This window comes from Actibacterium sp. (assembly GCF_055134745.1).
In genome coordinates, this window is sequence record NZ_JBSRVX010000002.1 from 20,361 (window position 1) to 43,511 (window position 23,151).

Annotated in this window: 22 protein-coding genes and 1 tRNA gene; 15 read left to right on the plus strand and 8 right to left on the minus strand. The window is 61.6% G+C overall.

What is annotated here, in order from left to right:
* Positions 1-67: 67 nt before the first annotated feature.
* The gene (locus ACTCHC_RS00185) at positions 68-2,608 is read left to right on the plus strand and encodes a hybrid sensor histidine kinase/response regulator (RefSeq protein ID WP_463020423.1); all 2,541 of its coding nucleotides are present in this window, start codon (positions 68-70) and stop codon (positions 2,606-2,608) included.
* Between the two features lie 2 nt (positions 2,609-2,610).
* On the opposite strand, the gene ACTCHC_RS00190 is transcribed toward ACTCHC_RS00185, so the two are convergent.
* A complete protein-coding gene (locus tag ACTCHC_RS00190) occupies positions 2,611-3,228 on the minus strand; it encodes a gamma-glutamyl kinase (protein ID WP_463020424.1) in 618 nt (205 codons plus the stop codon).
* 179 nt (positions 3,229-3,407) lie between these two features.
* On the opposite strand from ACTCHC_RS00190, the gene recA reads away from it, so the two are divergent.
* Together recA and alaS are read left to right on the plus strand one after the other, a co-directional pair.
* A complete protein-coding gene (gene recA / locus ACTCHC_RS00195) occupies positions 3,408-4,484 on the plus strand; it encodes a recombinase RecA (RefSeq protein WP_463020425.1) in 1,077 nt (358 codons plus the stop codon).
* Positions 4,485-4,563: 79 nt separating this feature from the next.
* Complete coding sequence (gene alaS, locus ACTCHC_RS00200) at positions 4,564-7,224, plus strand: alanine--tRNA ligase (protein ID WP_463020426.1); 2,661 nt, start codon at positions 4,564-4,566, stop codon at positions 7,222-7,224.
* 74 nt (positions 7,225-7,298) lie between these two features.
* Here the strand turns inward: alaS and typA are convergent, their stop codons facing one another.
* From typA to ACTCHC_RS00235, 7 genes are all read right to left on the minus strand, one after another.
* Positions 7,299-9,116 carry a translational GTPase TypA gene (gene typA / locus ACTCHC_RS00205; protein WP_463020427.1) on the minus strand — a complete coding sequence of 606 codons (1,818 nt, stop codon included), beginning with the start codon at positions 9,114-9,116 and terminating at the stop codon, positions 7,299-7,301.
* A gap of 85 nt (positions 9,117-9,201) precedes the next feature.
* Positions 9,202-9,537 (minus strand): DMT family transporter, encoded by a 336-nt coding sequence (locus tag ACTCHC_RS00210; RefSeq protein ID WP_463020428.1) that lies wholly within the window; start codon positions 9,535-9,537, stop codon positions 9,202-9,204.
* 9 nt (positions 9,538-9,546) lie between these two features.
* A complete protein-coding gene (locus ACTCHC_RS00215; RefSeq protein WP_463020429.1) occupies positions 9,547-10,164 on the minus strand; it encodes a YitT family protein in 618 nt (205 codons plus the stop codon).
* A 156-nt stretch (positions 10,165-10,320) separates the two neighbouring features.
* The gene (locus ACTCHC_RS00220) at positions 10,321-10,800 is read right to left on the minus strand and encodes a VOC family protein (RefSeq protein ID WP_463020430.1); all 480 of its coding nucleotides are present in this window, start codon (positions 10,798-10,800) and stop codon (positions 10,321-10,323) included.
* A gap of 114 nt (positions 10,801-10,914) precedes the next feature.
* Positions 10,915-12,129, minus strand: a complete 1,215-nt coding sequence (locus tag ACTCHC_RS00225; RefSeq protein WP_463020431.1) for an NADP-dependent isocitrate dehydrogenase — start codon at positions 12,127-12,129, stop codon at positions 10,915-10,917.
* Between the two features lie 125 nt (positions 12,130-12,254).
* Positions 12,255-12,488, minus strand: coding sequence for a hypothetical protein (locus ACTCHC_RS00230; protein ID WP_463020432.1), 234 nt, complete (start codon positions 12,486-12,488; stop codon positions 12,255-12,257).
* A gap of 10 nt (positions 12,489-12,498) precedes the next feature.
* Positions 12,499-13,152 (minus strand): alpha/beta hydrolase, encoded by a 654-nt coding sequence (locus tag ACTCHC_RS00235; protein ID WP_463020433.1) that lies wholly within the window; start codon positions 13,150-13,152, stop codon positions 12,499-12,501.
* 154 nt (positions 13,153-13,306) lie between these two features.
* On the opposite strand from ACTCHC_RS00235, the gene iscR reads away from it, so the two are divergent.
* From iscR to ACTCHC_RS00295, 12 genes are all read left to right on the plus strand, one after another.
* Positions 13,307-13,774: a Fe-S cluster assembly transcriptional regulator IscR gene (iscR, locus tag ACTCHC_RS00240; protein WP_463020434.1), complete on the plus strand. Its 468-nt coding sequence runs from the start codon at positions 13,307-13,309 to the stop codon at positions 13,772-13,774.
* Between the two features lie 99 nt (positions 13,775-13,873).
* Positions 13,874-14,917, plus strand: coding sequence for a cysteine desulfurase family protein (locus ACTCHC_RS00245; RefSeq protein WP_463020435.1), 1,044 nt, complete (start codon positions 13,874-13,876; stop codon positions 14,915-14,917).
* A 16-nt stretch (positions 14,918-14,933) separates the two neighbouring features.
* Positions 14,934-16,451, plus strand: a complete 1,518-nt coding sequence (sufB, locus tag ACTCHC_RS00250; protein WP_463020436.1) for a Fe-S cluster assembly protein SufB — start codon at positions 14,934-14,936, stop codon at positions 16,449-16,451.
* Between the two features lie 110 nt (positions 16,452-16,561).
* Positions 16,562-16,714: a hypothetical protein gene (locus ACTCHC_RS00255; protein ID WP_463020437.1), complete on the plus strand. Its 153-nt coding sequence runs from the start codon at positions 16,562-16,564 to the stop codon at positions 16,712-16,714.
* 9 nt (positions 16,715-16,723) lie between these two features.
* Positions 16,724-17,035, plus strand: coding sequence for a heavy metal-binding domain-containing protein (locus tag ACTCHC_RS00260; protein WP_463020438.1), 312 nt, complete (start codon positions 16,724-16,726; stop codon positions 17,033-17,035).
* Between the two features lie 10 nt (positions 17,036-17,045).
* On the plus strand, positions 17,046-17,801 hold the full coding sequence (gene sufC, locus ACTCHC_RS00265) for a Fe-S cluster assembly ATPase SufC (RefSeq protein WP_463020439.1): 756 nt from the start codon (positions 17,046-17,048) through the stop codon (positions 17,799-17,801).
* Positions 17,801-19,087 carry a Fe-S cluster assembly protein SufD gene (gene sufD, locus ACTCHC_RS00270; RefSeq protein WP_463020440.1) on the plus strand — a complete coding sequence of 429 codons (1,287 nt, stop codon included), beginning with the start codon at positions 17,801-17,803 and terminating at the stop codon, positions 19,085-19,087. Before sufC ends, sufD begins: the two co-directional genes overlap by 1 nt.
* Positions 19,088-19,597 (plus strand): YIP1 family protein, encoded by a 510-nt coding sequence (locus ACTCHC_RS00275; protein ID WP_463020441.1) that lies wholly within the window; start codon positions 19,088-19,090, stop codon positions 19,595-19,597.
* Complete coding sequence (locus ACTCHC_RS00280) at positions 19,594-20,196, plus strand: Yip1 family protein (RefSeq protein ID WP_463020442.1); 603 nt, start codon at positions 19,594-19,596, stop codon at positions 20,194-20,196. Before ACTCHC_RS00275 ends, ACTCHC_RS00280 begins: the two co-directional genes overlap by 4 nt.
* Complete coding sequence (locus tag ACTCHC_RS00285) at positions 20,189-21,409, plus strand: cysteine desulfurase (protein ID WP_463020443.1); 1,221 nt, start codon at positions 20,189-20,191, stop codon at positions 21,407-21,409. Before ACTCHC_RS00280 ends, ACTCHC_RS00285 begins: the two co-directional genes overlap by 8 nt.
* 73 nt (positions 21,410-21,482) lie before the next feature.
* A complete protein-coding gene (locus ACTCHC_RS00290; RefSeq protein ID WP_463020444.1) occupies positions 21,483-22,979 on the plus strand; it encodes a CoA-acylating methylmalonate-semialdehyde dehydrogenase in 1,497 nt (498 codons plus the stop codon).
* Positions 22,980-23,042: 63 nt separating this feature from the next.
* A tRNA-Arg gene (locus tag ACTCHC_RS00295) sits at positions 23,043-23,119 on the plus strand.
* Positions 23,120-23,151: the final 32 nt, after the last annotated feature.

Sequence of the window (23,151 nt, forward strand, 5' to 3'; positions counted from 1 at the left end):
TTGTTAACATGCGCTTAACCTAATAGCGCAGAGAGTATACCCAGACGAATCAGGACGGAGATCGCAGGTGTCTTTTCTGACGCTTGAACTGCAGCAGTTCCGGCATACGGTGGCTGTATTTGGCCGGGCTGGCTGGCCTTTGCTGGCGCTGGCGGTCGTCCTTATGGCGGCCGCGCTGGTGATTCCGGCGATGCTGCCGGCCACCTTGCTGACAGCCGCCGCAGGAACGCTGACCGCCCTGGTGGTGCTGGTGCGCCTGTTCGGCGGCGCAGGCGCATCTGCGCAGGAAATCGCAACCCTGGCCGATAATTTTGCGCGCTTCGACCATGCGGCGGGCTTTGCCACCGATCCCGATGGGGCGGTCGTGTGGCGCAATCCGGCCGCCGCCCGCTTGCACGAAGGCGCGCCGGGCGAAACATTGGTGGTGGCGCTGTCGGCGCTTTTTGCCGATCCCGCACCGGTCGTGCGCCGTCTGTGGTCGATGACACAGGCCCAGGGCGCCGCGCAGGAAGATGTGATCTCTACGCGCGGCCCGCTGCGGATCAGCGCGCACCGGCTTTCGCCACAGCATATATACTGGCGGCTGGACGAGCTTGGAAATGCGCCCGGCGATCTTCTCGGCAGCGCGACGGTGCCACATCTTTCCTTCGGGCCACATGGCAACCTGCTGTCGATGAATGTGGCGGCACGGGGTTTGCTGGGGTCGTCGATTGCCGCGCTGGACGATATCATTCCCGGTGGACCGGTGCGCAATGGCACGGTGGTCTCGCTTTCGGGGGTGCAAGGGCCGCTGAACCTGCGCCTGGCGCAGATCGACCGCCCCGGCGGTGGATGCGATGTATATCTTTTGCCTGCAGGAGCGGTGCCGGATACGGCCGGCTTTAACGAAGGCTTTTTTGACGCGCTGCCCGTGGCCTTGCTGAAACTGACGCCGACCGGGCGGGTGGCCATGGCCAACAGGCTGGCGCGTGATCTGCTTGGCAGCCCGACCGATGCGGCCCAACTGGGCGATCTGGTGGAAGGGCTGGGCAGGTCGGTGCTTGACTGGCTGCGAGAGGTGGCGGATGGCCGCATTCTGCAACGGGCCGAGGTCATGCGTGTGCGGCGCGATGACAAGGAGGTGTTCCTGCAGATCACGCTGAGCCGGGTTATGGAAAACGACCAGCCCGCACTGGTCGCGGTTCTGCATGACGCGACCGAGTTGAAAACGCTGGAAGCGCAATTCGTGCAAAGCCAGAAAATGCAGGCCATCGGCCAGCTGGCTGGCGGCGTCGCCCATGATTTCAACAATCTGCTGACCGCGATCACCGGGCATTGCGACCTGCTGTTGTTGCGACATGATCAAAGCGATCCGGATTTCGGTGATCTGATGCAGATCAACCAGAATGCCAACCGCGCGGCCAGCCTGGTCGGGCAATTGCTGGCCTTTTCGCGCAAACAGACATTGCGCCCCGAAGTGGTCGATCTGCGCGATGCGCTTGCCGACCTGACACATTTGCTCAACCGCCTGGTGGGCGAGCGTGTTACCCTGACCGTGTCACATGACCCCGACCTGCCGCATATCCGTGCCGATAAACGGCAACTGGAGCAAGTCATCATGAACCTGGTGGTGAACGCGCGTGATGCCATGCCCGCAGGCGGAGAGATCCGCATTGAAACCGCCACGCATCGGCTGACAAGCGAGCTGCGTCGCGACCGGGCCATCGTGCCGCCCGGCAGTTATGTGCTGGTGCGCGTCATTGATGAAGGGGCAGGGATCGCCCCCGACAAGCTGACCAAGATATTCGAGCCGTTCTTCACCACCAAGCGCGTTGGCGAGGGCACCGGGCTGGGCCTGTCGACGGCCTATGGAATCGTCAAGCAAAGCGGCGGCTTCATCTTTGTCGACAGTATACCGGGCGAGGGCAGTTGTTTTACCCTGTATTTCCCCGAGCACCGTGTGGAACTGCCGGTTCAACCAGAGGTCGCGGTGCCGATCCATCTGCAGCCCGAAGCCGATGAATTCCAGATGCTGCCCGCCTCCGTTCCGGCCAGCGCGGCGGTCTTTCGGCGCGCTGCGGATGGGTCTTCCCCGCGGGTCTTGCGCCAGGATGAGGCCGTGGTGGCGGGCGCACCCCGTACCGGGGGGCCGCTGCCCGTCGAATCACGTATCACGTTTCAGGCACCGGCGGGGCAGGCGCCCGTGATCCCCGCGCGCCCCAGGGCGGGCGGGCCAAGGCAGATGTCGCCTGGCAACGATCCGAGTGAGGGCGTCATTCTTCTGGTCGAAGACGAAGCGCCCGTTCGCGCCTTTGCCTCGCGGGCGCTGCGCATGCGAGGCTATACCGTGCTTGAGGCCGACAGTGCAGAACAGGCGCTGGAAACACTGCGCGATCGCAACATAATGGTCGATGTCTTCGTGACGGATGTGGTCATGCCGGGCATGGATGGCCCCGAGTGGGTGCGCCGTGCCCTTCGCGACCGGCCGCAAACCAAGGTGGTCTTCGTCTCGGGTTATGCCCAGGACAGTTTCGCCGATACGCAGATGCAAATTCCCAACTCGGTGTTCTTGCCAAAGCCCTTTTCGCTGACCGAACTGACCACGACAATCCGCGACCAGCTGGCCTGACCTCAGCCGGGGGTGGGTCTTTGGCCCGCCGATACGGCGTGATGCAGGGCGAAATCTGCGGCATGCTGTATCTGCAGATGCCGGGCGAGTTCTTCTGACAGCACCGTGGCCGCCCGCGGCGAGACATTGCGCTGTTCGGGCTGCACAAAAACCTGCCCCAGCCGCGCCGACAAAAAGTCGTTCAGCGCCTGCGGCGTCTCATAGGCGAACAGGTGATCGACGATCACGTGCCCCTCGCGATCGGAAACGAACCGGGCCTGCGACCCGATGCTGGCATAGGCGGGCTGGTGGTCAGACAGATAGGCGGCAACGAACTGGTCGAAACTGATCCCGGCCGTTGAATTGGGATGCCCGTCAAGGGCCGCCCGCCCGCGATAGCGATACCAGCTTCCCAGCCAGTCGACCGGATCGCGAATCACCGCGCAGGTTTCGAGCCTTGCCTTGCCCGAGGGCATCAAGGGCATGAAACGGCGCCGAAATTTCTGCGCGGTCATGTGCTTCATCTCGGGCGGATGCCGTATGACAATGTCAGCCCCTGCGCCCAGGGCCGCGCTATAGGCTTGGGTGCCGGTCTTGGGCACCGCCAGAAACACCAGCCGCGCGTTCCAGAACACCATCATTGCCCGCAATCCCCGCCATTCTCGTTTTCATAAACTATTCCTTAACCCGTCGTGGTTGAACATGATTTTAGAGAAATTTCTTGCAATGTTCTGGTTTTATTCTCATACATATAAGAACAAGAGGCGAACAAGAGCAAGCGTTGCCGCCAATGCGCGGCTGTGAAATAAGGATTTGAATCATGGGCACCGCGGATATCCTGAAAATGAGCGACAAGCGTAGTTCCGAGAAAACCAAGGCGCTGGACAGCGCGCTGGCACAGATCGAGCGGCAGTTCGGCAAGGGGTCGATCATGCGGCTGGGCGCCGACAACCCGGTGGCCGAGATCGAGGCGACCTCGACCGGGTCATTGGGTTTGGATATCGCGCTGGGCATTGGCGGCATTCCCAATGGCCGGATTATCGAGATCTACGGGCCGGAAAGTTCGGGCAAGACCACGCTGACGCTGCATTGTATTGCCGAGGAACAGAAAAAAGGCGGCGTTTGCGCCTTTGTCGATGCCGAACATGCGCTGGACCCGCTTTACGCCCGCAAACTGGGCGTTAACCTGGATGAGCTGTTGATTTCACAGCCCGACACGGGTGAACAGGCACTTGAAATCGTCGATACGCTGGTGCGCTCGGGCGCGGTCAGCATGGTTGTCGTCGATTCCGTTGCAGCACTTATCCCCCGATCGGAACTCGAGGGCGATATGGGCGACAGCTCGGTTGGTGTGCATGCGCGCCTGATGAGTCAGGCCATGCGCAAGCTGACCGGGTCGATCTCGCGCTCGAAGTGTACGGTGATCTTCATCAACCAGATCCGGATGAAGATCGGCGTGATGTTCGGCAGCCCTGAAACCACGACCGGCGGCAATGCGCTGAAATTCTATGCCTCGGTGCGGCTGGATATCCGGCGCTTCGGCTCGGTCAAGGATCGTGACGAGGTGGTCGGCAACCAGACCCGCGTCAAGGTGGTTAAAAACAAGGTGGCGCCGCCCTTCCGTCAGGTTGAATTCGACATCATGTATGGGGAAGGCATTTCCAAGACCGGCGAGCTGATTGATCTTGGCGTCAAGGCCGGTGTGGTCGAAAAATCCGGCTCCTGGTATTCCTATGGCGATGAGCGGATCGGTCAGGGCCGCGAAAATGCCAAGACCTTTCTGAAGGAAAACACCGCGATCGCGCTGGATATCGAAGACAAGATCCGCGCCGCGCATGGGCTGGATTTCGGGATGAGCAGCGATGACGGTTCAGACGAGGACGTGGTCGAAAGCTAGGGCCTGACGACAGTGGACAGGGGCGGGCGTCGGGGATAAACGTGCAGGTCAGACCAGCATAGCCACGAAAGCCGCCCCGATGCCCAGCCTGAACGAAATCCGTTCTACCTTTCTGAATTTCTTTGAAAAGAACGATCATCGGGTCGTCGAAAGCTCGCCCTTGGTGCCGCGCAACGATCCCACGTTGATGTTCACCAATTCGGGCATGGTGCAGTTCAAGAACTGCTTTACCGGTGTTGAACATCGCGATTACAACCGCGCCACCAGCGCCCAGAAATGCGTGCGCGCCGGCGGCAAGCATAACGATCTCGACAATGTCGGCTATACCGCCCGCCATCATACCTTTTTCGAAATGCTGGGAAATTTCAGCTTTGGCGACTATTTCAAGGAAGGTGCCATTCCCTTTGCCTGGGAATTGCTGACCCGCGAATTCGGGATTCCCAAGGACAAGCTGCTGGTCACCGTCTATCACACTGATGACGAGGCGGCGAATATCTGGAAGAAAGTGGCCGGTCTGCCCGATGATCGCATCATCCGCATTCCGACGAATGACAATTTCTGGCAGATGGGTCCGACCGGCCCCTGTGGCCCCTGCACCGAGATTTTCTTTGACCATGGCCCCGAGATCTGGGGTGGCCCGCCGGGGTCAGCCGAACAGGATGGCGATCGTTTCATCGAAATCTGGAACCTGGTCTTCATGCAGAACGAGCAGTTCGAGGATGGCACCATGCGCGCGCTCGACCTGCAGTCGATCGACACCGGCATGGGGCTGGAGCGGATCGGCGCGTTGCTGCAAGGCAAGCATGACAATTACGATACCGACCTGATGCGCGCCCTGATCGAGGCCAGCGCCCATGCGACATCGACCGATCCTGACGGGCCGGGCAACGTGCATCACCGCGTGATCGCCGACCACCTGCGCTCGACCGCGTTTCTGATCGCCGATGGCGTGATGCCCAGCAACGAAGGCCGCGGCTATGTGCTGCGCCGCATCATGCGCCGCGCCATGCGCCATGCACATCTGCTGGGCGCGCCAGATCCGGTGATGTATCGGCTGGTGCCGTCGCTGGTGCGCCAGATGGGGGCCGCCTATCCCGAACTGGGGCGGGCGCAGTCGATGATCGAAGAGGCCCTGAAGACCGAGGAAACCCGGTTCAAGCAGACACTGGAACGCGGCCTGCGCCTGCTTGAGGATGAACTTGCCCGCATTCCCGATGGCGCACCATTGCCGGGGGCCGCGGCTTTCCGGCTGTATGATACATTCGGATTCCCGCTGGACCTGACCCAGGATGCGCTGCGCGAACAGGGCCGTGGCGTTGATGTCGCCGGGTTCGAGGCGGCGATGGCCGAACAAAAGGCCCGTGCCCGCGCCAGCTGGGCCGGATCGGGCGAGGCGCAGGATTCGGCGCTCTGGTTCGAACTGGCCGAAACGCATGGCGCCACCGAATTTCTGGGTTATGACACGGAACAGGCCGAAGGCCAGATCGTGGCGCTGGTGCGCGATGGCGCGCGGCTGAATGCCGCCGAGACCGGCGAAACCGTGCAGATCGTCGTGAACCAGACGCCGTTCTATGCCGAATCCGGCGGGCAGGTGGGCGATACCGGCAGGCTGAAAACCGAAACCGGCAGCGCGCGCATAACCGATACCCGCAAGTCGGCCGGCGTCTTCATCCATTTCGTCGAGGTGACCGAGGGCCGGATCACGCCCGGTACAGCCGCCGTTCTGCAGGTCGATCATACACGCCGCAGTGCGATCCGCGCCAATCATTCGGCCACCCACCTGCTGCACGAGGCGCTGCGCGAAACGCTGGGCACCCATGTAGCGCAGCGCGGCTCGTTGAATGCCCCAGACCGGCTGCGTTTTGACTTCAGCCACAACAAGGCGCTGACCCCGGATGAAATCGCCACCGTCGAAACCGAGATCAACAACTATATCCGCCAGAACACCCCGGTCGATACCCGCATCATGACCCCCGACGATGCCCGTGCCATCGGGGCGCAGGCGCTGTTCGGCGAGAAATACGGCGACGAGGTGCGCGTGGTCTCGATGGGCCGCGCCCCAACCGGCAAGGGTGCGGGCGGGCAGACCTGGTCGATCGAACTGTGCGGCGGCACCCATGTGCGCCAGACCGGCGATATCGGCCTGTGCGTCGTGCTGGGCGACAGCGCCTCATCGGCCGGTGTGCGCCGGATCGAGGCGTTGACCGGGCAGGCAGCGCTGGACCATCTGACAGCGATGCAACACCGTCTGGATCAGGCCGCCGCCCTGCTGAAAAGCCCTGCCGCCGAATTGCCCGATCGCCTGCGCGCCCTTCTGGACGAGCGCAAGGCGATGCAGGCCGAACTGGCCCAGCTGCGCCGCGACCTGGCGATGTCAGGGGGCAAGGCCGATGCACCGGAACCACGCAATATCAATGGCATGGATCTGATTGCTCAGGTCTTGTCGGGTGTTTCCGGTAAGGATCTGCCCGCCCTGATCGACGCGCACAAGGCCCGCATCGGGTCCGGCGCGGTGCTGCTGATCGCCGAGGCTGATGGCAAGGCCGCCGTGGCCGCCGGTGTGACCGACGACCTGACAGCACGTATATCGGCGGTCGATCTGGTGCGCGCCGCGGTATCGGAACTGGGCGGCAAGGGCGGCGGCGGGCGTGCCGACATGGCCCAGGGCGGGGCGCGCGACACGGCAAATGCCGATGCCGCGATCCGCGCCGCCGAAGCGATTCTTGCGGCGGCGGATTGATCCGCAACCTGTCATCTTCTTGGTAAAAATACTCGCGCCGCAGGCCCGCCGCGCGTCATGCGCGCGGCGTGTGGTCAGCCGGCCTTGGCCATCCGCTTGCGCTCATGCGGATCCAGATAGCGCTTGCGCAGACGGATCGCGTTCGGCGTGACCTCGACCAGTTCATCATCGTCGATATAGGCGATGGCGGCCTCCAGCGACATCGTGATCGGGGTGGTCAGACGCACGGCCTCGTCCGTGCCGCTGGCGCGCACGTTGGTCAACTGCTTGGCCCGCAACGGGTTCACTTCCAGATCGTTGTCGCGATTGTGTTCGCCGATGATCATTCCGGTATAGACCGGTTCCTGCACACCGATGAAGAACCGGCCGCGATCTTCCAGTTTCCAGATCGCATAGCCGACCGAGGTGCCGGTTTCCATCGAGATCAGAACCCCCGCACGACGGCCCGGAATCGGGCCCTTATGCGGGGCCCATTCATGGAACACCCGGTTCAGAACACCCGTGCCGCGCGTATCGGTCAGAAACTCGCCATGATAGCCGATCAGCCCGCGCGACGGCACGTGGGCGATGATGCGGGTCTTACCTGCGCCGGCCGGTTTCATCTCGACCAGTTCACCCTTGCGTGCACCGGTGATCTTTTCAATCACCACGCCGGAATAGTCGTCATCGACGTCGATCGTCACTTCCTCGATCGGCTCCAGCTTCACGCCGTTTTCTTCGCGAAACAGGACTTGCGGGCGTGAGATCGACAACTCGAACCCTTCGCGGCGCATGTTCTCGATCAGAACGCCCATCTGCAATTCGCCGCGGCCCGCAACCTCGAACGCATCGCCGCTGGGGGCGTCGGTGACCTTGATCGCCACGTTCGATTCGGCCTCTTTCATCAGCCGGTCACGGATGACGCGGCTTTGCACCTTCTTGCCGTCCCGGCCCGCCAGCGGGCTGTCATTGATGCCAAAGGTCACGGTGATGGTGGGCGGATCAATCGGCTGGGCCGGAATCGCCTCGCTCACCGAGGGCGCGCAGATCGTATCGGCGACGGTCGCCTTGACCATGCCGGCCAGCGACACGATATCGCCCGCCTCGGCCAAGTCGATCGGTTGTTGCGACAACCCGCGGAAGGCCAGAATCTTCGTGACCCGGAAATTTTCAACCAGCGATCCGTCACGCGACAGCGCCTTGACGGTTTCGCCGACCTTCAGCGTGCCGCTTTCGACGCGGCCGGTCAGGATGCGGCCGATGAACGGATCGGCGCCAAGGGTTGTGGCCAGCATCCGAAAGGGCTGGTCGCGGTCGGCCAATTGCTTGGGCGCGGGCACATGGCGTACGACCATTTCAAACAGCGCATCCAGGTTCTTGCGCGGCCCGTCCAGCGTCTCGTCGGCCCAGCCGGACCGGCCCGAGGCATAAAGATGCGGGAAATCAAGCTGTTCGTCATCGGCGCCCAGATTGGCGAACAGGTCGAACACCTCATCCAGGGCGCGGTCGGGCTCGGCATCGGGCTTGTCGACCTTGTTCAGCACCACGATGGGACGCAGGCCCAGGCGCAGCGCCTTGGCGGTGACGAATTTGGTCTGCGGCATCGGGCCTTCGGCGGCATCGACCAGCAGCACCACGCCATCGACCATCGACAGGATGCGCTCGACCTCGCCGCCGAAATCGGCATGGCCGGGGGTGTCGACGATATTGATGCGCATGCCGCGCCATTCGACCGAGGTCGCCTTGGCCAGAATCGTGATGCCGCGCTCGCGCTCCAGATCATTGCTGTCCATCGCGCGTTCGGTGGTGGCCTGATTTTCGCGGTAGGTGCCCGATTGTTTCAGCAGCTCGTCCACCAAAGTGGTCTTGCCGTGGTCAACGTGGGCGATGATCGCAATATTGCGAAGGTCCATAGGTCTGCCTGACTGAGAAAAGGAAGTTGGCGACCCGATACATGCTGCGACCGCAAAAGGCCAGAGGGAAACGCGGCATTTCCCGCTATTGCGTTGATGCCTCGCCAAACAGGTGGATCACCGCGATGCCCGCCACGATAAGCCCCATGCCAAGCGCCGTGGCCAGATTGATGCGCTGGTCATAGATCAACCAGCCCATAAGGGTTATCAGCACGATCCCGAGCCCCGACCACAGGGCATAGACCACACCGACCTGCATGAATTTCAGCACCAGCGTCAGGAAATAGAAGGCAAGGCCATACCCCACCACCACGATGGCCGAAGGCCAGAAACGGGTGAATTGCTGGGTGGCGGGCAGGGCGGTTGTGCCGATGGTTTCGGCGACGACCGCGACGATGAGGTAAATATAATGCAACGGCATGGGAACTCTCTACTGGGCGATATAGCGATCGCGGCGATGGTTCGTGGCAATTACCACGTTCAGAACCACTGCGCCCAGCAGGGAATAAACGACATTGAGCGGCGGAAACAGAAAAAAGGCCATTCCGAAGACGACGAAATCAAAGATCAGCTGCGACCAGCCCGCCTTGAACCCATAGCGGTCCTGCAGATACAGCCCCACAATGCCGACTCCGCCCAGACTGGCACCGTGGCGAAACAGCACCAGCAACCCGGTGCCGGCGCAGGCACCGGCCAGAAGGGCCGCGACCGGCGTATTGAGCGCGCCAAAGGGGGCAAGCACCTGCAGCGCCTCGACCAGAAGCGACAGCATGGCCACGCAGACAAAGCTTTTCACGGCAAAGACTGGCCCCATTCGCTGCCAGGCCAGCCAATAGAAGGGCAGGTTCAGTGCAAAGAACCACATCCCGAAGCCAAGCCCGCTGGCCTGCGCCAGCACCAGTGACAGACCCGCGATCTGCCCCGTCATCAGATCGGCGCTGCGCAAAAGATGCACCCCCAGCGCCGTCAGGGCCGTGCCCACCAACAGGCCCTGCGCATCCTCGAAGCGCGAATGCTGGCCTGCGGGTGGGGTGCCAAGAAACTGCATGTTTCACGATCGCGCGGGTGGATGGGATTCGTCCAACCCTTTTGATGCGGGGGCGCGGCCAGCACATGTGGCGGCGCGCGGTTTGTCTGTTTGATGGGCGACAGGCCCGCGCCCGCACAGCATTTGCCCGGCAGACAAGTGTCTTTTTGGCCGCAGCTAACCCAGGGCCGCAGCGGGCGCATCGCCGGGCCGGTGGAACAGTTCCAGGCGGAACCCCAGCTTGTCCATCGTGTCGACGATACAGACATTGGGTTCGGTGGGCGTGGGCGTATCGGGGCCCAGCAGTTTTTTCAGATCAATCGGGATCAGGGTATGCGGCTTGGCCCCTTCGGCCAGGCAGGCATCCAGCGCCTGCTGCACATTTGGCACCTGAAAGGTGATGTTGTGCACGCTGGGTCCGCAGTCTTTCAACTGCTTGCCCCAGGTCTTGTAATCGCCCGGTTCGATGAATTGCAGGATCGTGCCGCCCAGATTGACATGGACGATCTTTTTCATCGTGCCAAAGCCTTCCAGATGGTCGGAAAATTCTTTCTCGACCCGTTCGGCACCAAAGACGCGGGCCAGAAATTCATAGGCGGCATCGGCGTCATGCACGACGATTTCGATATGCACCAGTGGTGACAGGGTGATGGTCATGGTTGCTCCTCCGTTATCGCGGGCCATGATTGGCGGCGCGTGGGCCGGACGCAACCACAAAACGGAAAAAGCCGGGCGACGGGCCCGGCTTTTCCTGTTCTCGGCCTGGTCGTATCAGCCAGCCAGCGCCTTGTTCAGATATTCATCGACCTTTTCCAGATAGCCCATGGTTGACAGCCATTTCTGATCGGGGCCGACCAGCAGCGCCAGATCCTTGGTCATGAACCCGTCTTCGACGGCATCAACGGTGACCTTTTCCAGCGTCTGCGCAAATTTCAGCAGGGGCGCGTTATCGTCCAGCTTGGCGCGATGTTTCAGCCCGCCGGTCCAGGCAAAGATCGACGCGATCGAGTTGGTCGAGGTTTCCTTGCCCGCCTGATGCTGGCGATAATGGCGGGTGACGGTGCCATGGGCGGCCTCGGCCTCGACCGTTTTTCCGTCCGGTGTCATCAGGACCGATGTCATCAGGCCAAGCGAGCCGAAGCCCTGCGCCACGGTATCGGACTGAACGTCGCCGTCATAGTTCTTGCAGGCCCAGACATAGCCGCCCGACCATTTCATCGCGCAGGCCACCATGTCGTCGATCAGGCGGTGTTCATAGGTGATGCCGGCCTTCTTGAACTTGTCGGCGAATTCGGCGTCGAACACCTCCTGGAACAGGTCCTTGAACCGACCGTCATAGGCTTTCAGGATCGTGTTCTTGGTCGAAAGATATACCGGCCAGCCCTTGACCAGGCCGTAATTCATGCTGGCGCGGGCAAAATCGCGGATGGAATCGTCCAGGTTGTACATCGCCATGGTGACGCCGGAACTGGGCGCGTCGAACACCTCTTTTTCGATCACCGCACCGTCTTCGCCGACGAATTTGATCGTCAGCTTGCCCTTGCCGGGGAAACGGAAATCGGTGGCGCGATACTGATCACCAAAGGCGTGGCGGCCAACGACGATCGGCTGGGTCCAGCCGGGCACCAGGCGCGGCACGTTGGAACAGATAATCGGTTCGCGGAAGATCACGCCGCCCAGAATGTTGCGGATCGTGCCGTTGGGGCTGCGCCACATCTGTTTCAGGCCAAATTCCTCGACGCGCTGCTCGTCGGGGGTTATGGTGGCGCATTTGACGCCGACGCCGTATTTCTGGATGGCATGGGCGGCATCGATGGTGATCTGGTCATCGGTTTCGTCGCGCACCTCGACGGCCAGATCGTAATATTTCAGGTCGATATCCAGATAGGGCAGGATCAGCTTTTTCTTGATGAAATCCCAGATGATCCGGGTCATTTCATCGCCGTCCAGTTCGACAACGGGGTTTTCGACTTTGATCTTGGTCATGCGGCGCGCCCTTTGATGTGATTGAATCGTCTTGCCGCGTCATAGCGCAATCTGGCGCGCTGTGAAAGTGGTATGCAAAGGTATACATAGCCGCGCGACAGATTACCGCCCGCACGGTGGCGCAGTTACCCCTTGTCGCGGGCGGCGCGGCCCCGGGCCAGGCGGTCTTCCAGGAATTTGCGGCCGCGTTCTTCGGCCAGGCGCACGCGAATGGCGGTCATGAAGGCCTCTTGCGTGGTCGACGACGTGGCCTCAAGAACCTTTGACACATCGTCGATCAAACGATCATCGCCCAGTTCCTTGGCCGCGGCGATGGTATCAAAGGCCAGTTTGTCGGCCAGATCTTCGACAACGCCCATGCCGCCCCCCTTAACGCGACGTTTCGGTCAACCGTCGACGGACATAGGCATCGACGCTGTCCACCAGGGTTTCCATGTGATGATCCTCGAAGAAATGCCCTGCGCCTTCGACCTCTTGATGGGTGATGGTGATGCCCTTTTGTTCATGCAGCTTGCTGACCAGGCTGCGGGTATCGGCGGGTGGGGCCACGCGATCGGCGGTGCCGTTGATCACCAGGCCCGAAGACGGGCAGGGGGCAAGGAAGGAAAAGTCATACATGTTGGCGGGCGGGCTGACCGAGATGAAGCCCGAGATTTCCGGTCGCCGCATCAGAAGCTGCATGCCGATCCAGGCGCCAAAGCTGAACCCCGCCACCCAGCAATGCTTGGCGTTCTGGTTCATGGATTGCAGATAATCCAGCGCCGAGGCCGCATCGGACAATTCGCCGATGCCCTGATCATATTCGCCCTGGCTGCGCCCGACGCCGCGGAAATTGAACCGCAGCACGGTAAAGCCCATGTTGTAGAACGTGTAATGCAGGTTATAGACGACCTTGTTGTTCATCGTGCCGCCAAATTGCGGATGCGGGTGCAGGATGATCGCGATGGGGGCGTCTTTTTGCTTTTGCGGATGATAGCGGCCCTCGAGCCGTCCTTCGGGGCCGGGAAAGATGACCTCGGGCATATATGTCTCTTCACTTTGCGGGCGGCAGATTGAATTCTTGACGAATTCCATCAACCAACCTAGAACAATTCTAAATCCGGGATCTGTTCCCGTTCAGGTGGATAGGAGTTAGTCACCCTTCCGCTTGCAGTCAACCATTTGCCGGGGTTCGCCCATGAAACTGAGCACCAAAGGACGTTATGCGATGGTTGCGCTGGCCGATATGGCGTTGCAGCCGGGGGATGGGCTGACAACGCTGGCCGAAATCGCGAAGCGGCAGAACGTATCGCTGCCCTATCTGGAGCAGTTGTTCGTCAAGCTGCGCCGGGGCGGGCTGGTGGAATCGGTGCGCGGGCCGGGCGGCGGATACCGGCTGGCGCGGGCGACGTCAGATATCCGGGTTGTCGATATTCTGGCCGCGGTCGATGAAACCGTCAGCGCCATGCATACCGGGGCCGGGGCGTCGGGCGGGTTGTCGGGCACACGGGCGCAATCGCTGACCAACCGGTTGTGGGAAGGTCTGTCGGCGCATGTCTATGTGTTTCTGCATCAGACCCGGCTGTCGGATATCGTCGGCAATGAGTTGACCCCATGCCCGGCGGTGCCAAACCTGTTCGAGGTGGTCGATGAAGATCCGGCGTGATGTCATGATGCCGCAAATGGCAAAAATCGGGTTGGGCGCGCCTGATGGCGCGCCGGGCCTGCGGCGCGAGTATTTGTGCCAAGAAGATGAGGGCGGGCTGTGAACCGGGTCTATCTGGACTGGAACGCGACGGCCCCGCTGCGCCCCGAGGCGCGGGCGGCGATGGGTGCGGCGATGGACGTTCTGGGTAATCCGTCCAGCGTGCATGCCGAAGGGCGCGCGGCCCGGGCGATTATTGAGCGCGCGCGCGGTCAGGTGGCGGCGGCCTTCGGTGCAGAGGGTGCGGATGTGGTGTTCACATCGGGTGCGACCGAGGCGGCGGCGCTGGCGCTGGCCGGGCGGGGGCTGCGCGGCGCGTTGATCGAGCATGACGCGGTGCGCGCCTGGGTAAGCGGTGATCTGGCGGTGGATGCGCAAGGCCGGGTGACGGTGACGGATCCGGCGGGCAGCGTGCTGCAACTGGCCAATTCCGAAACCGGCGTGGTGCAGGATTTGCCTGAAGGGCTGGCGGTATCGGATATGGTGCAGGGCTTTGGCAAGCTGCCGGTCGCGTTCAACTGGTCGGGGGCGCGGATGGCGCTGGCCTCGGCGCATAAGATCGGCGGGCCCAAGGGGGTTGGCGCGCTGATCCTGCGGCGCGGCACCGATCTGGCGGCGCAGATCCGGGGCGGCGGGCAGGAAATGGGCCGGCGCGCCGGCACCGAGAACGTGATCGGCATTGCCGGGTTTGGCGCGGCGGCGAAGTCGGCGGCGCGCGATCTGTCGGAGGGTGTGTGGGAGCGGGTAGCGGCCTTGCGCGATCGGCTGGAAGGCACCATTGCAGATGCGGGCAAAGACACTATTTTCATAGGCAAGGACGCGCCGCGCCTGCCCAACACATCGTGCATCCTGACGCCGGGCTGGAAGGGTGAAACGCAGGTGATGCAGATGGATCTGGCCGGGTTCGCGATATCCGCCGGATCGGCCTGTTCCAGCGGCAAGCTGCGTGCCAGCCCGGTGTTGCGCGCCATGGGATTCGATGAAATTGCGGCGGCCAGCGCCATACGCGTATCGCTGGGCCCGCAAACGACACAAGACAACATTGACGCATTCGCGCGGGCCTGGACCGCGCAACATGCCAAATTCCGCGCCCGCGCGGCGTGAGAAGGGAAGGCCGACGATGACCAGACTGGACACAGATATCCGCGAAGGCGTTGACCGTGAAACGGTCGATACCGTGCGTGCCATGGCTGGCAAATACAAGCATGGCTGGAATACCGAGATCGAGATGGATTATGCCCCCAAGGGCCTGTCCGAAGATATCGTGCGGCTGATTTCATCCAAGAATAATGAGCCGCAATGGATGACCGACTGGCGGCTGGCGGCCTTTGCGCGCTGGCAGCAGATGGTCGAGCCGAAATGGGCGATGGTGCATTATCCCGAGATCGACTTTCAGGATCAGTATTACTATGCCCGCCCCAAAAGCATGGCCGACAAGCCAAAATCGCTGGACGAGGTTGATCCGAAGCTGCTTGCGACCTATGAAAAGCTGGGCATTCCGCTGCGTGAACAGATGATTCTGGCCGGTGTCGAAGGCGCCGAAGACGCGCCCGCGCGCGGCAAGGTTGCGGTGGATGCGGTATTTGATTCCGTATCCGTAGGCACCACCTTTCAGAAGGAACTGGCCAAGGCCGGCGTGATCTTTTGCCCGATCTCCGAGGCGGTTCAGAAATATCCTGAACTGGTCCAGAAATATCTGGGGTCGGTCGTGCCGCAATCGGATAATTTTTATGCCACGCTGAATTCGGCGGTGTTTTCCGACGGGTCATTCGTTTACATCCCCGAAGGTGTGCGCTGCCCGATGGAGCTGTCGACCTATTTCCGGATCAATGCCGAAAATACCGGCCAGTTCGAACGCACGCTGATCATTGCCGACAAGGGGTCTTATGTCAGCTATCTGGAAGGCTGCACCGCGCCCAAGCGCGATACAGCCCAGTTGCATGCCGCGGTGGTCGAGATTGTCATTCTGGACGATGCCGAGGTGAAATATTCTACCGTCCAGAACTGGTATCCGGGCGATGAAGAGGGGCGCGGCGGTATCTATAACTTCGTCACCAAGCGGGCCGATTGCCGCGGCGACCGGGCCAAGGTGATGTGGACGCAGGTGGAAACCGGGTCGGCGGTGACGTGGAAATATCCCAGTTGCATCCTGCGCGGCGAGGCCAGCCAGGGCGAGTTCTATTCCATCGCCATCACCAATAACATGCAGCAGGCCGATACCGGCACCAAGATGATCCATCTTGGCAAGAACACCCGGTCACGCATTGTTTCCAAAGGAATTTCTGCCGGAAAGGCCCAGAACACCTATCGCGGGCTGGTGTCGATGCACAAGAAGGCGACCGGCAGCCGCAACTATACCCAATGCGACAGCCTGCTGATCGGCGACAGATGCGGGGCCCATACGGTGCCCTATATCGAGGTCAAGAATAACAGCAGCCGCGTCGAGCACGAGGCGACCACATCCAAGGTTGACGACGATCAGCTGTTTTACTGCCGATCACGCGGCATGGATGAGGAAGAGGCCGTGGCGCTGGTCGTCAACGGGTTCTGCAAAGAGGTGCTGCAGGCCCTGCCGATGGAGTTTGCCATGGAGGCGCAGCAACTGGTTGCCATCAGTCTGGAAGGAAGTGTGGGGTGATGGCTAGGTTCTGGTTCGCCCCCAAACGCCATGGCACCGGCCCAACCCCGGTAACTTGGCAGGGCTGGACGCTGACACTGGGCTTTTGCCTGTTGGTGTCGGGGTTGGGGATGGCAGTATTCGAAATTGGCGAAAAAGCCGGGTTCAGCATTGGTGCGCAAATCACTGTTTTCTTTGTATCAGTCGCAGCTTTGACCGGTACTTTTTTAATCGTTGTGTATCGCAGGACCGACGCCAACTGGCGTTGGGGCGATGAAGACTAGGAGACTGTCATGATCGTCACCACCACACCATCCATCGAAGGCCACGCCATCACCGCCTATCACGGCGTTGTGGTAGGTGAGGCCATTCTGGGCGCCAACGTCTTTCGTGACCTGTTCGCGGGCATCACCGATATCATCGGCGGGCGGTCCGGCGCCTATGAAAAATCGCTGGGCGAGGCGCGAGAAACGGCGCTGCGCGAGCTGGAACAGCGGGCGCGTGCCCTGGGCGGCAATGCCGTGGTCGGCGTCGATCTGGATTATGAAGTGATCAACAATATGCTGATGGTGTCTGCCTCGGGCACGGCCGTCACCATATCCTGAAGGAAAAATAATGCTGGAAATCAATAATCTGCACGTCAAGCTTGAAGAAGAGGACAAGGTTATCCTCAAGGGTCTGACGCTGACGGTCGAGCCGGGCAAGGTGCATGCGATCATGGGCCCGAACGGGTCTGGCAAATCGACGCTGTCCTATGTTCTTGCGGGCAAGGGCGGCTATGAGGTGACCGAAGGATCGGCCACACTGGACGGCGAAGACCTGTTGGCGATGGAACCCGAAGAACGCGCCGCGGCGGGGCTGTTTCTGGCGTTTCAATATCCGGTGGAAATTCCGGGCGTGGGCAACATGACCTTTCTGCGCACCGCCGTGAACGCGCAGCGCAAGGCGCGCGGGCAGGATGAAATGTCGGCGGCCGAATTTTTGAAAACCGTGCGGGAAAAGGCGAAATCGCTGAAGATCGACGCCGAGATGCTGAAACGCCCCGTCAATACCGGCTTTTCCGGCGGCGAGAAGAAGCGCAATGAGATCTTGCAGATGGCCATGCTGGAACCCAGCATGTGCATTCTGGACGAAACCGACAGCGGGCTGGATGTTGATGCGATGAAACTGGTGTCCGAGGGCGTTAACGCGCTGCGCGATGCCGGGCGCGGATTTCTGGTTATCACGCATTATCAAAGGCTTCTGGATCATATCAAACCTGATGTCGTGCATATCATGGCCGATGGGCGCATCGTCAAGACAGGCGGGCCGGAACTGGCGCTTGAGGTCGAGCAGAATGGCTATGGCGATATTCTGGCCGAGGTGGCGTGATGGCGGTTGCTGCTTCGCACAAGGCTGACGCGACCGCGGATCGCATCGCGTCCATGGCGGTGCCAACGTCCGGGCTGTGGCTGGATGCCGCGCAGCGTGATGCGCTGGACCGGCTGCGCGCCATGGGAATTCCGCATCGTCGTGATGAATACTGGCGCTATACGGATCCGGCAACGCTGAATGCCGCTCAGGCGCCTGACGCAGATCTGGGGCCTGCTGACGAGGTGCCGGTCTTCACCCCGATCGAGCGGCTTAAGATCGTCTTTGTCGATGGGGTTTTCGATGCGCAAAGTTCCGACGATCTGACGCTTGAAGGGGTCGAGATCGACCGCCTGGATGATGTGCGCCAGACCGATATCCACTGGGCGCGCGATATCTACGGCGTGCTGGAAGGGCGCGGTCACAAACCAGTGGCGCGCCCCTTGGCGGCACTGAACACCGCCTGTGCAACCGACGGTATCCTGATCCGGGTGACACGGCCGGTCTCCAGGCCAATCAGCATTATTTATAAAAGAAAATCAGTTAGTTCGGATGTAATTCTAAGACATTGCATAAAGTTGGAACCCGGTGCAGAGCTGACCCTTCTTGAAAATGGTCCCGCTGCGGCACGTCTGAACAAGGTCACCGAGGTCGAAATAGGTGACGGTGCAACGCTGCATCACATTCGGATGCAGGGGCGCGATCGCCAGCGTCGCGCGGTGACGCATCTGTTCGCGCGGCTGGGAACGGGCAGCCATCTGCGGTCGTTCACACTGACGGCGAATGGCGCGTTGACCCGCAACGAGGCGGTGATCGACCTGGATGGTCCCGATGCCTCGGCACATATCGCCGGGGCGGCGCTGGGGGATGGCGATTTTCATCAGGACGATACGGTGTTCATCACCCATTCGGCCCCCGATTGCGAAAGCCGCCAGGTGTTCAAGAAGGTGCTGCGCAACGGGGCCACGGGTGTGTTTCAGGGCAAGATCCTGGTTCAGCAGGCCGCCCAGAAAACCGACGGTTTCCAGATCGCCCAGGCGCTGTTGCTGGATGACGATGCGCAGTTCCTGGCCAAGCCCGAACTGGAAATCTATGCCGATGACGTTTTATGTTCGCACGGGTCGACAACGGGCGCGATTGATGACGAGGCGCTGTTCTATCTGCGCGCGCGCGGCGTGCCCCGGCGGGAAGCCACGGATATGCTGGTTCAGGCGTTTCTGGCCGAAGCCATCGAGGAAGTGACCGATGACAAGATCGCCGACGAGATTCGCGACCGCCTGAAGGCCTGGCTGGATCGGCGGCGCTGAATGGGGCTGATCGCAGATATCGCCCGCAGTTATGTGGCCCCGCGCGCGGTTCTGCGCGCGCGCATCGCTGGTGGCGATGAGGTGCAGGCCATCGGCACGGTGATGCTGGGCTGTGGCCTGTTGTTCGTTTCGCAATGGCCGATTCATGCCAGGGCGGCATATCTTCAGCCCGACATCCCGCTGGGCGCGCGTATCACGGGGGCGGCCGTGGCGCTGTTGATGCTTATGCCGTTGCTGATGTATGGGCTGGCGGCGGTGTCGCATCTGGTGGCCCGGCTTTTCGGCGGGCAGGGGCGGTATTTCGGCGCACGTATGGCCCTGTTCTGGGCGGTGGTGGCGGCGGGGCCGCTATGGCTGCTGAATGGCCTGGTTGCGGGTTTCGCGGGGCAGGGCGGCGGACAATTTCTGGTGGCGCTTCTGGCTGTGCTGGCCTTTATGTATGTCTGGCTGGCCGGATTGGCCGAGGCCGAAGGTTTTGGGGCGCAGGCCGCACGAAAGGTTGGCGAATGAACACCGCGCTGGCATCCATTCTATCCCTGGCGGGTCTGACCCTGCGCAGCCCAAGGCAGGGCGCGAAGGCCATTCTGGCGATTGACGCGCCGCGCAACGCGCTGTGGCAGATGCTGGGGCTGGTGGTCATTGCGTCCTTGCTGTTGACCTATCTGACCAACGCGCTGGCGCCCCTGCCCGAAGGACAGGACATGCCGGTCATGCAGACGGGGCCGATCGTTCTGGCGCTGATCGTGGGGGCGCTGACCGTCGCGATGGTGTTCATCGTCTATCGGGTCGGGCGGGCGATGGGCGGGTCGGGCGATCTGGATGGCGCGCTGAAGATCACGATCTGGCTGCAGATCCTGATGCTGATGTTTCAGGCCGTTCAGGTTGTCGCACTGGTGCTGTCCCCGCCTTTTGCCGAACTGTTGGGTATCGTTGCGGTGATCGCGTCAACCTGGTTGCTGACCAATTTCGTGGCGGCGCTGCACGGGTTCAAATCGCTGTTGCCGGTATTTCTGGTGATCATTGTCATGGCCTTTGTGCTGGCCTTCGCGATGTTCGTCGTGTTGGCGCTGATCGGAGTTGGCCTGCCCGCGGGGGTGTCCGATGTATGATGTGAACGCCGTTCGATCAGCCTTTCCGATCCTGTCGCGGCAGGTGAACGACCGCCCGCTGGTCTATCTGGACAATGCGTCATCGCCGCAAAAGCCGCAGGTGGTGATTGATGCGATCACGCGGGCCTATTCGCAGGAATACGCGAATGTTCACAGAGGCCTGCACTACCTTTCCAACCTGGCCACCGAAAAATACGAAGCCGTGCGCGGCACCATTGCCCGCTTTCTGGGGGCGGCCGATGAGGATGAGATCGTGTTTACCAGCGGTGCCACCGAAGGCATCAACCTTGTCGCCTATGGCTGGGCCATGCCGCTGTTTGCCCCCGGCGACGAGGTGGTTCTGAGCGTGATGGAGCATCACGCGAACATCGTTCCATGGCATTTCCTGCGCGAACGGCAGGGGGCCGTTCTCAAATGGGTCGATCTGGCCGCGGATGGCAGTCTTGACCCGCAGGCGGTGATTGATGCGATGGGGCCGCACACAAAACTGGTGGCTCTGACGCATATGTCGAACGTGATGGGCACGATCGTGGATGTGCAACCGATTGTGGATGCCGCGCGGGCGCGTGGTATTGCCGTGTTGCTGGATGGCAGTCAGGCGGCAGTGCATATGCCGGTCAATGTCGATGCGATCGGCGCCGATTTCTATGTGGTGACCGGGCACAAGCTGTATGGCCCCTCGGGATCGGGCGCGATTCATATCCGCAAGGACCGAATGGCCCAGATGCGCCCCTTCCACGGCGGCGGCGACATGATCCGCGAGGTTCATCGCGATCATATCCTCTATAACGATCCGCCGATGAAGTTCGAGGCTGGCACGCCAGGCATCGTGCAGCAGATCGGGTTGGGCGTGGCGCTGGAGTTCATCACTGCGCTGGGAATGGACAATATCGCGGCACATGAGGCCGCTCTGACCAGCTATGCCAGCGACCGCCTGGCCGGGCTGAACTGGTTGAATGTGCAGGGAAACGCGCCGGGGCGGGGCGGGATATTCTCGTTCACCATGCAGGGCGGAGCGCATCCGCATGATCTGTCCACCGTGCTGGACAAGCGCGGCATTGCGGTGCGGGCCGGCCAGCATTGCACGGGGCCGTTGATGGATTTTCTGGGGGTGAACGCCACCTGTCGCGCATCATTCGGCCTGTATAATACGCAGGCCGAGGTGGATGCCTTGATCGACGCGCTGGAGCTGTGCCACGATCTGTTCGCCTGACGGCCCGGCCATCAGCGTTGCGCGCAATGGTCTTTCGCCCGATAAGGAAATCAGATCGGCATAGGGGGGCGTCATGCGCAGGCTGAACCATTTCATTGACGGGCAGAATGTTTCCGGCACATCGGGCCGTTTTGGCGATCTGTTCGACCCTAATACCGGCGCCGTTCAGGGGCAGGTGCCGCTGGCCGATATATCCGAGATTGCCACCGCCGTAGCTGCGGCGCGTGCCGCCTTTCCCGCCTGGGCCGCCCAGAACCCCCAGCGGCGGGCGCGGGTGATGTTCGAATTCAAGCGCCTGGTCGAGGCGAACATGGACGATCTGGCCGCGCTCTTATCATCTGAACATGGCAAGGTGATCGCCGATTCACGTGGTGACATCCAGCGCGGCCTTGATGTCGTGGAATTTGCCGCCGGAATCCCGCATCTGCAAAAAGGTGAATTCACCGAAAACGCCGGCCCCGGCATAGATGTCTATTCGATGCGCCAGCCGCTGGGGGTATGCGCCGGGATCACGCCGTTCAACTTTCCGGCGATGATCCCGTGCTGGATGGCGGCTGTGGCCATTGCCTGTGGCAATACGTTCATTCTGAAACCTTCCGAAAAGACGCCCTCGGTGCCATTGCGGCTGGCCGAACTGATGCTGCAGGCCGGCGCACCGGCGGGGGTGTTCAATGTGGTGAACGGCGACAAGGTGGCGGTGGATGCGATCCTGCATCACCCCGATATCAAGGCGGTGTCTTTCGTGGGTTCATCCGATATCGCGCAATATGTCTATGCCACCGGGGCCGCGCATGGAAAGCGCGTGCAGGCGATGGGCGGGGCCAAGAACCACGGCATCATCCTGCCCGATGCGGATATGGATCAGGTGGTGCGCGATATCGTCGGCGCGGCCTTCGGATCGGCGGGCGAACGCTGCATGGCGCTGCCGGTGGCGGTGCCGGTCGGCAAGAACACCGCCGATGAATTCGTCGCGCGGATGCAGGATGCAATCGCCGGGCTCAAGGTCGGGATATCGACCGATGCGCAGGCCCAGTTCGGCCCGGTCGTGTCGGCCGCGCATCGCGACCGGATCGCACGCTATGTCCAGATGGGCGTTGACGAGGGTGCTGAACTGGTGGTGGACGGGCGTGGCCTGGAATTGCAGGGCCACGAGAACGGGTTCTTCATCGGGCCCAGCCTGTTCGATCATGTCACCCCCGACATGCAATCATACCGCGATGAAATTTTCGGCCCTGTCCTGCAGGTCGTGCGGGCCGAAACCCTGGCACAGGCGACCCATCTGGCCACTGCGCATCAATATGGCAACGGCGTTGCAATCTTTACCCGCTCGGGGCGCGCGGCGCGTGAATTCGCCGCCCGTGTCGATGTCGGCATGGTGGGGATCAATGTGCCGATCCCTGTGCCGGTGTCCTATCACAGTTTTGGCGGCTGGAAACGCTCTGCCTTTGGCGATACCAATCAGCACGGTCCCGACGGTGTGCGGTTCTGGACCAGAATCAAGACCGTGACCGAACGCTGGCCCGATGGCGATATCGGCGATCAGGCTTTTGTTATCCCCACGATGGGCTAGCGTGCGCGGACGAAGAATATGGCGTTGCGGGACAGCGGCATATGCCCTATAGCAGCGGCGCACGCACCCGTAGCTCAGCTGGATAGAGCGCTGCCCTCCGAAGGCAGAGGCCAGAGGTTCGAATCCTCTCGGGTGCGCCATTTCAACGGTCGATCTTGGTGTATGTTTCGCC